The sequence below is a fragment of the Kosmotoga arenicorallina S304 genome (assembly GCF_001636545.1).
GTDB lineage: Bacteria > Thermotogota > Thermotogae > Petrotogales > Kosmotogaceae > Kosmotoga_B > Kosmotoga_B arenicorallina.
Genome location: NZ_JFHK01000021.1, coordinates 1 through 12620, shown reverse-complemented (window position 1 = coordinate 12620; position 12620 = coordinate 1). Strand labels below are relative to the sequence as shown.

The window sequence follows — 12620 nt, the reverse complement described above, 5'->3', positions numbered from 1 at the left end:
TCACCACGAATATACGATGATTCCGTGCCTTTTTCAATGACCTGTTTTTCTTTTCTTTATTTTGTTAACTCGAAGTGCATAAGTTGAGACTCTGGCTTTATACCACCATCAACATAATCCACGACGCCGACCCTCGCCGTAACGGGGTAATCCTGTCCACAAAATTCCTTTATTTTATCAATCAGCAACTTGGCAAATCTCGTTCTATTTTCCAAAGCACCGCCATATTCATCCGTTCTCTTATTTGCAATAGGCGAAAGAAACTGATTAACCAAAAGTCCGTGAGCTGCTTCAATTTCTACGCCGTCGAAGCCAGCACTTTTTGCAATTAACGCAGCTTTTGCAAATTTTAAAGCCACTTCTTCAATTTCTTCGCTGGTTAACGAATGTGGTTTTGTGCTGTCAGGCCTTATATCGACAACTGATGGTGCAATTACAGGTAGTTCTTTTCCAAATAATCCCGGGTGAGTTAATTCAACAAATGCCAAAGAACCGTATTTGTGAATTTCCTCGACTAATCTGCTCAAACCAGGAACAAACACCACGTCATCAAACCTCGGCTAGGTAGCTCCCATCATTGCCGATGGAAAATCGATGCAAGCGTTTTCAACAGTGATTAACGCCGCACCCCCTTTTGCTCTTCGGCTGTAATGAGCTATGAATTCGTCCGTTACTTCTCCAGTTATTGAAGCAAGATTAGTTGAAATTGGAGGAAAGACAATCCTATTTTTCAAAGTAAGAGGGCCTATTTTGATATTTGAAAAGAGTTTTTCGAATTTCATATCATCATCCTTTTATAAATACTTTTATGTTCATATATACATATAATAACACATTTTAGCGCACTCACCACAAAAAGCTGAGAGATTTCATTTAAATGCATAATAAGTGAGAACAAATGAATAATGGGCTTTTCATAAAAAAACCAGCCCTTGAAGGGCTGGTTTTCGGAAAAAATCAATAGCTTCTGTAAATTCGTGGCTCCTGGATGCCTACTCTTTCTGTAAATGTGTAGGATGAACCAGGAGGTGATCCACCCTTTATTGCCAGGAAGCACAAATCGTACAATGCAGCTTCATTTGCTATACCATGAGTTGAGGCATAACTCGTCACAGATGACCAGCCAGAACCGGTGTAATATGACATCATTTGAAGGAAGTCAGTCGTCCATTCTACATAAACATCTGTCGACGCGTTGTAATCATCCGTGTAACCAGTAGCGTGATCCCAATCTGGGTACGCACTCTTGTCAGCGGATGTTGTTGCAATTGCCAGGATTGTGTTTGGCGGGTCAACGATATTTGAAGTACCTTCAAGCCAGCTACCTGCATGACATGATTCGATCATCACATAGAACTGAACGCTCCGGTAACTTTCAATGATGCCTTTGAGCTCAGAGGCTGTTAAATATGTTCCACCTATGTTCATCGAATCATAACTTCCGTGTGCTATGAAATACAATGTAAGCCTATTTACCTTCTTGGTTTCAATAAGGTACTGAATAGCGGCTTCTACATCGCTTTGGGTGTTAGAAGGATATTCTACCTGCCTAACGTATTCTGCTCCCATAAAATCAACCATAGCATTGTACATTAAATTGTGTGCCTGTGAAGCTTCGTAATAAAGATTTTGTGTTGGAGTCAGTCCATTAACCACAACCGCTCCTGACTGAACTCTCTGGACGATTATCCATTCCGGAATTTTTATCACTGGAATCCTGTAACGTATATTCCTCCAGAATATTGCTTTCTGATAAACTTCACTTATTGGAGAGACAAGCGGTTCCGGTGTTTGGCCATTGAGAACAGGCCAGCCTTCAACTTCTTCATCAATTATCGGTTCTCCATCTTCACCAAGCACCACTATTCTACCGGGATGGTTGTAAAAAGCTCCAGGAGCAAGGTCAAGATAATAAAGATATCCAGGGGCACCTATTGTGGGTGAAATGATTACTGCATTGTCGATGAACTCCCCAGATCTTGGTTCAGGAACCGGTGTGTAAACCTGTAAAATATCATCCTTCTTGACTCTACCAAGATAGAGCGCGACTGCCGGAACTTCTGGCTCGCCTTCTGCAAAGGCATAATCGATGAACTTCATCTTGGAAATAAGCTCATCGATAGAACTGCCCGGACAGCCTACAAGAACAAAAAGTATAGCAAGTATCAAAAGTGAAAACAACAGTTTTCTGCGCATACCCCCACCTCCTTAAATAATTAAATCCCCACTGAATACAGAAAGCTATTTCTATACAGTGAAAAACCAATTAACAAATCAGTCGTATGTTACATTCATTTTCAAGAATAATACCTAATGCCTTAACCCTTCACTTTTAATCCAACTTGCATGGCTTTTGCATTCATGTATACTAAGTATCGAAAGAAATCATCTGATGAATGGGGGTCTTTTAGTGGAAAAAGAGTATAAGAACACTATCGTAAAAGCGTGCAGAAAAATGCTCAATGAAGACCTGGTAAAAGGCACATGGGGGAATGTATCCATTACGGATGGAAAAAAGATATTTATCACTCCTTCAGGGTATCCCTACGATAAGATGAAAGAAGAAGATATCGTTGTTATTGATTATAAAGGGAATATACTGGAAGGCTTAAAAGCTCCATCATCTGAATGGAAGCTTCATGTGGCAATATACAAAGCACGAAAAGACGTGAAATTTATTCTGCACACTCACCCAATTTACGCATCAATTGCTTCAGTGACGATGGAGGTGATTCCTTCGCTAATTGAAGATAGCGCCATGATATGTGGGCCTGAAATTAAAGTGGCGAAATACGCAGATCCGGGAAGTTGGGAACTCGCAGAAAATGCTGTCAAAGCCCTCGGAAACAACAGTGCCGTTATACTTAGAAACCACGGGCTTGTCAATGTTGGAGAAAGCTTCAATGAAGCCTTCGTTTCCGCTAAAGTCACCGAAAAAAACATACAGGTATATTTAGAAGCGCTGAAGTTAAATAGAGAAATATTCTATATTCCAGAAAAAAATATGAAAGAGCTAAGAGAAAAATACCTCAAGTTTTACAGGCAATAGGTGGAAGGGTCTAATAAAAATCGTTGTAGGTTGTGGGTTGTGCGTCACAAATTTTATATTTACCTTCCAGAAGGATTGAACAAAATTTACGTACAACCTACAACCAACCACTTACAACCGAGAAATGTGAGAACTGAGTAACGAGATCCGAGACCCGAGATTCGAGGTACGTGAAAAAACTTAAAGATATGTTTGAAACAAGTATTACTCGTTACTCGAACGGCGCCACTCGGCTTTTTAACTGCTTTGTACTCCTTGTACCATCAACAGTCGTATTACCAGCTGTCGTTTCATCAACTGTCGTACTACCAGCAGTCGTTCCACCAGCAGTCGCTCCACCAATCGACAGCCTTGCAAGCATTGTTCTATCATCCACTTAAATGCTCAATAAGCACCTTTAATCCAATGAATATAAGCACAATTCCACCTATGATTTCTGCTCTGTTTCCTAAATGCTTGCCAAATCTGGCACCGCCTTTTATGCCAATATAGCTTAAGCCAAAGGCAATAATGCCGATAATAATTGCAGGGAATAGTATTTCCCTTTCCAGAAAAGAATAAGCTATTCCAATGGCGAGGGCGTCTATAGAGGTTGCAATAGAAAGTAGTATCAAAGGAAAGCCTTTTGTTCTGTCAACAGTTGACTCTTCTTTTTTCTCAAAAGCTTCGAAAATCATCTTGCTTCCTATTCCTGCCAGCAGAAAGAAAGCTACCCAATGATCAAGTCCCTGAATATAACCTGAAAATTTTGAAGCAGCATACCAACCAATCAGTGGCATAAAGAATTGATATAGCCCAAAATGAAATGAAGTTCGAAATGCGGTATTGAGTGGAACAAATTTCAAAGAAAGGCCCATAGATACAGATACTGCAAAAGCGTCCATTGCTAAAGCTATGGCAACTAAAAGAAGCTCCATTCTCTACACCTCTTGAATCGTAGAATCATGAACATTATATCATCACACTCGTCACTCTTTATTTAATAGCTTTGTATTCTATTAGACAAGCTTTTTTTACCAAAAACATGATATTATAGATAGACCCCCCGGGGGGGTGGGTGTAAAAAGAGGTGATTTACATGATGTTTTTTGGTTTGTTGATTTTTTTGGTTCTAATTTCCGTTCTCATTAAGCCAGAGTATATAAGAAATTTTTTCGCAAACAGAGAGTCTGCTGAAAAAGCGAGCAGGGCTGAAGAGGTTTTGAAGGAACGCTATGTTAAAGGTGAGATCGATGAAGAGGAATATCTGAAAAAGCTGAAGATCCTAAAGGGAGGCGAATGATATGCACTGGGGCTTTTGGAATCCTGCGGGTTGTTGGGCATGGTTTAGTGGTTGGGGTTGGTTTGGGCCTATCTTCGGTTTAATTTTGATGGTTCTGTTTTTTGTGGTGCTTTTATGGGTTATCAAACGTGTTGTAGATATCGGGAGTAAAACTAAAACCGTGACATCAAATAATGATTCCGAAGCACTACGAATTTTGGAATTAAGGTATGCAAAGGGTGAAATTAGCGAAGAAGAATTCATAAAAATGAAAAAACTGTTAGGAGGTAACTTATGAAGATAAAAATATGCGCGCAAAGGGAATCTTGCTGTTACGAAAAGGGGGTAGAAGCCTATAATATCGTCAAAGAAAAGTTCCCGGATATTGAGATTTTTAAATCCGATTGTCTGGGTGTATGTAAAGCTGTTGTTGCGGAAATAGATGGTGAAATATATTCAGAACTCACTACAGAAAGCCTTATTGAGCTTATCGAAGATAAATTGAAGGAGTAGTCATGGTGGAGAAAAGGGAATTCATTGTTAAGGGAATGACCTGTGCCGCCTGCGTTCGCGCAGTTGAAAAAGCTGCTTCAAAAGTCGAAGGGGTAAAAAATCCCGTAGTTAGCCTTGCTACTGAAAAGCTGGTATTTGAAGTCGAAAGTAGTATTGACGAGTCAGAGCTTGTGGAGCGGATAAGAAAAGCGGGATATGAAATTGAAAAGCCAAAAGAGCTTCGAAAAATATCGCTTGAAATTGAAGGCATGACATGCGCTTCATGCGTAAGAGCAGTGGAGAAGGCTGTAGATAAACTTGATGGGATCAACAGTGTTTCAGTTAACTTGACAACCGAAAAGGCAGCGATTGAGTATGACCCATCTGTGGTCAGGATAGCGGATATCAAAAAGTCTGTTGAAAAGGCTGGATACAAAGCAAAGAGCATATCCACCAAAAGTTACGATAGCGATGCTGAAAGAAGGGAAAACGTTATTCGTTCATACTGGAGAAAATTTTTATTCTCTTCAATTTTTGCTTTACCACTGCTTTTGATAGCAATGGGCCATATGCTGGACGTTCCTATACCCGATATCATTTCACCTGAACTGCATCCTTTGAATTTCGCACTTATCCAGCTTTTCTTGACAATTCCCATTGTGATTGTAGGAAAAGATTTTTATCTGAAAGGCATTCCAAATTTGTTCAGAGGCCATCCTAATATGGACACACTTGTGGGCTTAGGAACAGGGGCAGCGGTAGTCTATGGTCTTTTTGCAACAATTCAAATTGCTATGGGCAACAGCTCGTATGCCATGGATCTTTATTTTGAAACTGCCGGGGTTATTATAGCATTGATTTCACTGGGAAAATATTTTGAAAATTACTCCAAAGGACGAACTTCAGAAGCCCTAAAAAAGCTCATGAATCTTTCTCCAAAAACTGCCTTTCTTAAAAAGGACAGAGAAATCGTTGAAATCCCCGTTGAAGAAGTGGAAGTTGGGGATACTCTGTTGGTAAAAGCGGGAAATGCTTTCCCTGTTGATGGAGTGGTTATCAAGGGTAACAGCTCGGTTGACCAATCTATGCTTACGGGAGAGTCGATACCCGTGGATATCCAGGAAGGATCAGAAGTAGCAGGCGGAACTGTAAACCTCAGCGGAACAGTGGAGATCAAAGCCACAAAAGTTGGAAGCGACACAGCGCTTGCTAAAATTATTAAGCTTGTCGAAGATGCTCAGGCTTCAAAAGCTCCCATTGCAAGACTGGCGGATATAATTAGTGGATATTTTGTGCCTTTAGTGCTTGTAATTGCTGTTATTACTTTTTTGAGCTGGTTTTTTCTTGGATACAGTTTTCTCTTCGCTTTCACTATGATGATTTCCGTACTTGTAATTGCCTGTCCCTGTGCGCTTGGCTTGGCAACTCCCACGGCGATAATGGTAGGAACAGGCAGGGGAGCTGAAATGGGCATCCTCTTCAAAAGTGGAGAAGCTTTGGAGATTACACATAAAACAAAAGCAGTGATCTTCGACAAGACAGGAACCATTACCGAAGGAAAACCTTCTCTCAGGGACATAATTCCGCTTAATGGATTCGACAAAACCCAGGCGTTGAAGTATGCAGCAAGTTTAGGTGCTCTTAGCTCTCATCCTTTGGATAAAGCTATAGTACAGGCATATAATGGTAATCTTTTTGAAGCGATTGATTTCAAAGCTATTCCCGGACAGGGAATTGTTGCTAAAATCAATGGAGCAGAAATAAGTCTTGAAAATACGCGCTCGCTGAAAGATTCAAATATTGCAAAAGAAATTTCAACAGAATTATCCAGAAGCGGAAAAACACCTGTTTTAATGAAGTACAACGGCGAGCCTGCTTGCCTTTTTGGTATCGCAGATGTAGTAAAACCAAGTTCAAAAGAGGCCATCGAAGAATTGAAAAAAATGGGCATAAAAACCTTTATGGTAACCGGGGATAGCGTAGAAACTGCAAGGGCTATTGCAAAAGAAGTCGGTATAGATGAAGTTATGGCCGAAGTTATGCCTCAAGATAAATCTAAAAAGGTGAAAGAGCTCAAAGAAATGGGCTATACTGTCGCAATGGTAGGCGATGGTATAAATGATTCTCCTGCCTTGGCAGAAGCTCATGTTGGTATAGCAATTGGTTCGGGAACCGATGTTGCGCTGGAATCGGCTGACGTAGTGTTAATGAAAAGCAATTTGAGAGATGTTGTAAATGCTATCAGGCTATCCAGGGCAACTATCAGGAATGTAAAGCAAAACCTTTTCTGGGCATTTTTCTATAACGTAATTGGTATACCAATCGCTGCAGGAGTTTTTTACTCAGCTTTTGGCTTAAAGCTCAATCCAATGATTGCCGGGGCAGCAATGGCCTTCTCAAGCGTTACAGTTGTTACGAACGCACTGAGATTGAAACGTACTTCATTGTAAGTTATTGGGCGACTACTGGTGAAACGACAGTTGATGGAACGACAGTTGATAGTACGACGCTTGCAAGGTAGTTAAAAAGACGAGTGGCGCCGTTCGAGTAACTAGTAATACTTGTTTCAAACATATCTTTAAGTTTTTTCACGTACCTCGAATCTCGGGTCTCGGATCTCGTTACTCAGTTCTCATAATTCTCAGTTGTAGATGGTTGGTTGTAGGTTATATGATTTTGTTCAATCCTTCTGGAAGGCAAATATAAAATTTGAACGCACAATCCACAACCTACAACGACTCAACCGCCGCAGGCGCACAACCTGAGTTTTAGCTAAGCATAGCTATTTATCATTGATTCCCGGCTCTCGGTTCTCAATTACTTAAAACTTACACGGAGGTGTTAAAATGAAACTGATTATCAATGGAATGAGTTGTAATCATTGTAAAATGAGGGTGGAAAAGGCTCTATCTGATTTAGAAGGCGTGCGAAAAGTTGAAGTTGACCTCGCAGGCGGATTTGCTAAAGTCGAATTATCAAAGGATTTACCTGAAGAATTGTTTAAGGAAGTTATAGATGATGCTGGTTATGACTTAGTAAGAATAGAAAAGTAAAGCAGGAGGTTATAATGAAAGACCATTCTCATCATGTCAAGCATCAAGGCACATTAAGAATTCTCAAGACTGCAAAAGGGCAGATTGAAGGTATCATGAAAATGATCGAAGATGAGAGATATTGTGTTGACATATCCACACAGCTTTTAGCTGTAATAGCTCTTTTGAAAAAAGCAAACACCGAGATAATAAACAGGCACATCGAAACATGTGTTAGAGATGCGATTGAAACAGGGTTAGTAGATGATAAGATAAAAGAGCTCGAACAACTAATGAAACATATTGAAAAAAACCTTTGAAATGCAAAACTGAAGAGCGCTTGCTGCGCTTTTCAGTTTTATATTTTTTCAAAAGAAGACCTCTACTTATAAAGTAGAGGCGGTTTATAAGTCTTCACAGATTGAAGCAGGAAGCTTCATCTTCTACAAGGCATAACGGCTCATTCGGGTAAATACACAAAACTGTCAGGTTTTTCCCCTGCAAAAACCTTTACTATGTTTTGTATGGCGTCTATCAACATTGTCTGGCGCGTTTCAACAGTAGCCGTACCTATATGGGGGAGTAGCACAACGTTATCAAGCGCCATTAATTCTTCGGGAATATAAGGTTCATTTTCAAAGACATCAAGCCCTGCTCCATAAATCCTTTTTTCTTTCAAGGCTTCTATAAGAGCTTCTTCATCAACCACCGGCCCTCGTGAAGTATTAATTAATATAGCATTGGGCTTCAAGAGCATAAGCCTTTCTTTGTTTATCAGGTGGAAGGTTTCAGGTGTTAAAGGCACATGCAGTGAAATGACATCAGCGGTCCTCAAAAGATCTTCAAGAGGATAATAAGAAGCGGAAAACACATGTTCGTCTGCTTCAGGAATTCTGTGACGACTGTAATAAATCACCCTCATGCCAAATCCTATTGCTCTTCTGGCCACTTCTTTACCGATATTTCCCATGCCTATTATTCCGAGGATTTTACGATGAAGCCCTAAGCCTTGAAAAAGATTGAAGCGCCAGCCTTCAAATTTGCCAGCTCTTAAAAAGCTGCTGGCTTCAAATATCCTTCTTGAAACAGCAAGCATCAACGCTATGGCAATATCAGCTGTGGCTTTGCTCACAATACCAGGGGTGTTGGTTACAGCAATTCTTCTTTCTTTTGCTGCTTCAATATCAATGTTGTCATAACCTGCAGCGCAATTGGAAATAACTTTTAGCTTTGGAAGAGAGTAAATAATATCCCTGTCAATCTTATCCACAAGCGTTGTTAGAAGAGCAGTTGCATCTTTCCCCAGCTCTATTATTTCATCTTTCGAAAGAACGCGTTCTTCCTCGTTATAAACTGTTTCGTATTCTTTCAACAGGATCTTTGCCATGCTTGGCGCGGGAAAAGTGACAAGAATCTTTTCCATTCCCTTACCTCCCGAAAATATTTATTCTTTGAAAATTAGCTTTTCAGTAGATGTAAATAAAATGTGTCTGAAAAATATACACCAAATGATTTTATCACATCTGCCAAAAGGAAGCTTAACGGATTTCCGGATTGGTCGTTTTGAATCACCGTAATCGGGAAGGCAAAAAGTATCACAAAAAGAATAAAAGAAACGCCGTTGAAATAATAAGGCTTATCAAAAGAACCACCATTCCATATTTGAAAAACTCAATGAAACTTATCTCTTTCCCATAATATTTTTTAAGAAGTGCCAGTCCAATAACATTTGCTGATGCACCGATGGCAGTTCCATTTCCTCCAAGGCAGGCTCCCAAAGATAATGACCACCACATGGGTTCGAGATTACCGAATACATCCGGGTTTAGTTTTTGCATGGATTCTATCACCGGAATCATGGTTGCTGTATAGGGAATGTTATCAACAAAGGCTGAAGCGAATCCTGAAATATTCACCACAAAGACTTTTGCTAGCTGAAAAGAACCACGGGAGAGAGCAAGTATATGCCCTGCAAGATATTCGAGGAAGCCAGTTTCTTCGAGAGCACCCACCATTATGAAGAGGCCAACAAAAAAGAGTATTGTTGACCATTCAACTTCTTCCAGTGTTTTCTCGACTTCTTTTGGCCTCATTGACAAAAGCGATACAGAAGCAATCATCAATGCAATGAAAGAACTCTCAAAACCAAGCGTTTCCTGAAAAATAAATAGAATAATGGTAATTATGATCAGGATAATAGAAATGTAAAAGTGCCTTCTATTCGTTATAGGGCTGCCGGATTGTTTCAGAAGGACGCTGTCAACTTTTTTTGTTAGCGTCTTTCTAAATGCAAGGACCAAAAAAAAGTTAACTGTTATAAATATCACGAACAACACCGGACCAAGGTTTAATACAAAATCGCTGAAATGGAGTTTTGCAGCAGACCCTATCATGATGTTTGGTGGGTCACCGATTAATGTAGCTGCCCCACCAATATTCGAGGCGAATATTTCGCCAAAGATAAAGGGTATCGGATCAATACCTGTTGTGTCAGCGACAGCCAGGGTTATAGGAAGCATGACAAGAATCGTGGTGACATTATCCAGGACTGCGGACGTAAGGGCTACTATAATAACAAAATATATATATATAGCTTCAACATGTTACCTTTGGAAAATTTCAAAGCTTCAAGCCCTAAAAATTCAAAAATACCGCTCTTTTTTATGACGCTTACAAAAGTCATCATACCAATAAGCAGAAAAACCGTGTTGAAATCTATGTATTCGCTGTATATGCTGGCGGGGTCATGGAATATCCCAAGAAAGACCATTGCTACTGCACCAAAAAGGGCAATAAGGGTTCTATGAACCTTTTCAGTAGCCAGGAAAGCATAAGCAATTAGAAAAATGATAAAGGACAAAATCATTTCCGGGGTCAAGGTTACATCTCCTTCATAAAGCACTCACAAGAGAAATTATACAACAATTGGGCTGAAAGGCGAAAATGATTGAGCGACAGCTGGTAATACGACAATTGATGGTGCGTCAGCTGGTGAAACGACGGTTGATGGTACGAGGAGTACAAAGCAGTTAAAAAGACGAGGGGCGCCGTTCGAGTAACGAGTAATATTTGTTTCAAACATATCTTTAAGTTTTTTCACGTGCCTCGAATCTCGTTACTCAGTTCTCACATTTCTCAGTTGTAAGTGGTTGGTTGTAGGTTGTATGATTTTGTCCAATCCTTACGGAAGGCAAACATAAAATTTCTGACGCACAACCCACAACCTACAACGACACCACCGGCGCAGACGCAAAGCCTGAGCCTTAGCTCAGCATAGCTGTTTTCATCGCTTCACTCACCTACTATGTCAAGTCAAGGAGACAATCTGCCTGAATCCGTTCCCAAATGGCAGTTTGTTTGAGCAGCAGAATCAAGCAGGGAGAACCTTTCATCTGTCCTTCTTTCAGTTCCCTGCGTGCTTGTTTTTGTTGTATAATTTGACTGAGGGCTCTTGTTCCCACGCGAGGACAAAAAGAGTTCCTCATCGTAGGCTTTCAAGCCTTTTAGCATGGCGAAGGCTATCTTGACGAGGGTATTCGCCAATGCTCTGAGGGCATGTCCAAAGGACTTGCCCTCCTTTATTTTCCTGGCATAATATCCCCTCATCCACGATCCCTCGTTCACTGCACTCAGTGCCATCATATGCAGAACCCCTTTCAGGTTCCTGTCACAGTGTTTCCTCATCACACATTTGTGGTAGTTCCCGCCTTGTATTATTACAGGCACTGTCCCGCAGTATTTCTGGAAGTTCCTGTAATTCTTAAATTCGTGGTTGAGAAATGCCGCCACCAGTGCTACGCCCGTTACTACTCCCACTCCCGGCAGGCTCAATATCACCCTGTATTTCGATTCTTTCAAATTCCTTTCCATTTCCTTTTTCATTTCCTGCTTTCCTCTTTCCACTTCGAGAAGGTGTCTGGCAGCATTTGCCACCATCATGAGGGTGTATTTTGTAATATGCCATTCCCTCTTTTTGAGTGCTTTTACCTTCTCCCTCAACGAGTTCGTGAAAGCTATCTGGTTCTCTTTGAAGTGGCTGTGTATCTCTTCAATAGAGAGGTTCTTGAGTTCATTCGTGATGCTGAGCAGAAGAATTTTCCCCTTGTTCTTTGTCCAGTTACCCATCTCTTCGACAAACTCCGGGAAATGATCGTGTAATTCGTTGTGCAATTTGTTCTTCAATCTGGAGGCTTCGTCTTTGTAATACCTGTAAGCTCTCAACTGTTCCCTGAATGACCTGCCTTCTTCGTTGTTTCTCGCCCTTATACAGTATTCCGGATGTTCACTGTATGTCAGTGCAATGCTCCTGGCATCGAGTGAATCTGTCTTTATCCCGTTGGAATGATAGCCCCGGGCTTCTTTCGACCTTTTCGGTGGCAAGAGATAAACTTCTCTTCCTTCGGAAAGCAGAAAATCGCTTATCCTGTTGAAACTCTCTTCAATGACAAAAACAGCTTCTCTGGATACTTCATTGAGTAATTCCTTGTAACCCACTTCGTTGTCTTTGATTCTCCAAACCTTGTCCTTCTCGATGGAATAACAGATGTGAAAGTCCCATGCCCAATCAATTCCCACAACATCCATGTCAATTCCTCCAGAAAACATTGTGCAGTCAACGAGTACTGGTTAACCGATGTAGCGTTCCTGGGTTTCCCCGGATATCCTACTATTGACCCTCTAGTACTCCCAGGATGGAAGAGGGATTCTGAGTAACTGTAGCTCTTTGGCTAATCGCAACTCTGTTCCTCTCTTCCTCCTGACTGCCTCCTTTATTTTATCCTACATC

At 40.8% G+C, this 12620-nt stretch carries 14 protein-coding genes and 1 pseudogene; 7 read left to right on the top strand and 8 right to left on the bottom strand.

The features are described 5' to 3' along the window. Nucleotides 1-56: 56 nt before the first annotated feature. Together AT15_RS08585 and AT15_RS08570 are read right to left on the bottom strand one after the other, a co-directional pair. Nucleotides 57-782 (bottom strand): annotated as a pseudogene (locus AT15_RS08585) (NADH:flavin oxidoreductase). Between the two features lie 175 nt (nt 783-957). Then, on the bottom strand, nt 958-2196 hold the full coding sequence (locus AT15_RS08570) for a hypothetical protein (RefSeq protein WP_068348447.1): 1239 nt from the start codon (nt 2194-2196) through the stop codon (nt 958-960). Between the two features lie 214 nt (nt 2197-2410). Here AT15_RS08570 and AT15_RS08565 point away from each other — a divergent pair, with 214 nt between their 5' ends. Beyond that, entirely contained in the window at nt 2411-3049 is a 639-nt protein-coding gene (locus AT15_RS08565; protein WP_201029957.1) for a class II aldolase/adducin family protein, read from the top strand. Between the two features lie 211 nt (nt 3050-3260). On the opposite strand, the gene AT15_RS10300 is transcribed toward AT15_RS08565, so the two are convergent. Both AT15_RS10300 and AT15_RS08560 read right to left on the bottom strand, forming a co-directional pair. Further along, complete coding sequence (locus AT15_RS10300; RefSeq protein WP_161484669.1) at nt 3261-3425, bottom strand: hypothetical protein; 165 nt, start codon at nt 3423-3425, stop codon at nt 3261-3263. Continuing rightward, nucleotides 3418-3966, bottom strand: a complete 549-nt coding sequence (locus AT15_RS08560) for a manganese efflux pump MntP (RefSeq protein ID WP_068348441.1) — start codon at nt 3964-3966, stop codon at nt 3418-3420. Before AT15_RS08560 ends, AT15_RS10300 begins: the two co-directional genes overlap by 8 nt. 161 nt (nt 3967-4127) lie before the next feature. Between AT15_RS08560 and AT15_RS08555 the strand changes: the two genes are divergently transcribed. The 6 genes from AT15_RS08555 (at nt 4128) to AT15_RS08530 (ending at nt 8154) form a co-directional block, all read left to right on the top strand. Further along, complete coding sequence (locus AT15_RS08555; protein WP_068348438.1) at nt 4128-4331, top strand: SHOCT domain-containing protein; 204 nt, start codon at nt 4128-4130, stop codon at nt 4329-4331. 1 nt (nt 4332) lies between these two features. After that, nucleotides 4333-4608 (top strand): SHOCT domain-containing protein, encoded by a 276-nt coding sequence (locus AT15_RS08550; RefSeq protein WP_068348434.1) that lies wholly within the window; start codon nt 4333-4335, stop codon nt 4606-4608. Continuing rightward, entirely contained in the window at nt 4605-4823 is a 219-nt protein-coding gene (locus AT15_RS08545) for a (2Fe-2S) ferredoxin domain-containing protein (RefSeq protein WP_068348430.1), read from the top strand. Before AT15_RS08550 ends, AT15_RS08545 begins: the two co-directional genes overlap by 4 nt. Before the next feature lie 2 nt (nt 4824-4825). Then, the gene (locus AT15_RS08540) at nt 4826-7252 is read left to right on the top strand and encodes a heavy metal translocating P-type ATPase (protein ID WP_068348428.1); all 2427 of its coding nucleotides are present in this window, start codon (nt 4826-4828) and stop codon (nt 7250-7252) included. Nucleotides 7253-7648: 396 nt separating this feature from the next. Continuing rightward, nucleotides 7649-7855 carry a heavy-metal-associated domain-containing protein gene (locus AT15_RS08535; RefSeq protein WP_068348425.1) on the top strand — a complete coding sequence of 69 codons (207 nt, stop codon included), beginning with the start codon at nt 7649-7651 and terminating at the stop codon, nt 7853-7855. A gap of 14 nt (nt 7856-7869) precedes the next feature. Further along, nucleotides 7870-8154, top strand: a complete 285-nt coding sequence (locus AT15_RS08530; RefSeq protein WP_068348421.1) for a metal-sensing transcriptional repressor — start codon at nt 7870-7872, stop codon at nt 8152-8154. 140 nt (nt 8155-8294) lie between these two features. Here AT15_RS08530 and AT15_RS08525 read toward each other — a convergent pair whose 3' ends face one another. The 4 genes from AT15_RS08525 to AT15_RS08515 form a co-directional block, all read right to left on the bottom strand. After that, nucleotides 8295-9257 (bottom strand): 2-hydroxyacid dehydrogenase, encoded by a 963-nt coding sequence (locus AT15_RS08525; RefSeq protein WP_068348418.1) that lies wholly within the window; start codon nt 9255-9257, stop codon nt 8295-8297. A gap of 172 nt (nt 9258-9429) precedes the next feature. Beyond that, on the bottom strand, nt 9430-10380 hold the full coding sequence (locus AT15_RS08520; RefSeq protein WP_268766431.1) for an ArsB/NhaD family transporter: 951 nt from the start codon (nt 10378-10380) through the stop codon (nt 9430-9432). 20 nt (nt 10381-10400) lie between these two features. Continuing rightward, nucleotides 10401-10712, bottom strand: a complete 312-nt coding sequence (locus tag AT15_RS10520) for an SLC13 family permease (protein ID WP_201029956.1) — start codon at nt 10710-10712, stop codon at nt 10401-10403. 434 nt (nt 10713-11146) lie between these two features. Next, nucleotides 11147-12418, bottom strand: coding sequence for an IS110 family RNA-guided transposase (locus AT15_RS08515; protein WP_068348415.1), 1272 nt, complete (start codon nt 12416-12418; stop codon nt 11147-11149). Nucleotides 12419-12620 lie beyond the last annotated feature (202 nt).

Bases quoted from the DNA above. Each gene is read 5' to 3' on its own strand.
- AT15_RS08515 (WP_068348415.1), bottom strand. From the start codon at position 12,418: ATGGATGTTGTGGGAATTGATTGGGCATGGGACTTTCACATCTGTTAT.
- AT15_RS08560 (WP_068348441.1), bottom strand. From the start codon at position 3,966: ATGGAGCTTCTTTTAGTTGCCATAGCTTTAGCAATGGACGCTTTTGCA.
- AT15_RS08525 (WP_068348418.1), bottom strand. From the start codon at position 9,257: ATGGAAAAGATTCTTGTCACTTTTCCCGCGCCAAGCATGGCAAAGATC.
- AT15_RS08570 (WP_068348447.1), bottom strand. From the start codon at position 2,196: ATGCGCAGAAAACTGTTGTTTTCACTTTTGATACTTGCTATACTTTTT.
- AT15_RS08530 (WP_068348421.1), top strand. From the start codon at position 7,870: ATGAAAGACCATTCTCATCATGTCAAGCATCAAGGCACATTAAGAATT.
- AT15_RS08535 (WP_068348425.1), top strand. From the start codon at position 7,649: ATGAAACTGATTATCAATGGAATGAGTTGTAATCATTGTAAAATGAGG.
- AT15_RS08550 (WP_068348434.1), top strand. From the start codon at position 4,333: ATGCACTGGGGCTTTTGGAATCCTGCGGGTTGTTGGGCATGGTTTAGT.
- AT15_RS08545 (WP_068348430.1), top strand. From the start codon at position 4,605: ATGAAGATAAAAATATGCGCGCAAAGGGAATCTTGCTGTTACGAAAAG.
- AT15_RS08555 (WP_068348438.1), top strand. From the start codon at position 4,128: ATGATGTTTTTTGGTTTGTTGATTTTTTTGGTTCTAATTTCCGTTCTC.
- AT15_RS08540 (WP_068348428.1), top strand. From the start codon at position 4,826: ATGGTGGAGAAAAGGGAATTCATTGTTAAGGGAATGACCTGTGCCGCC.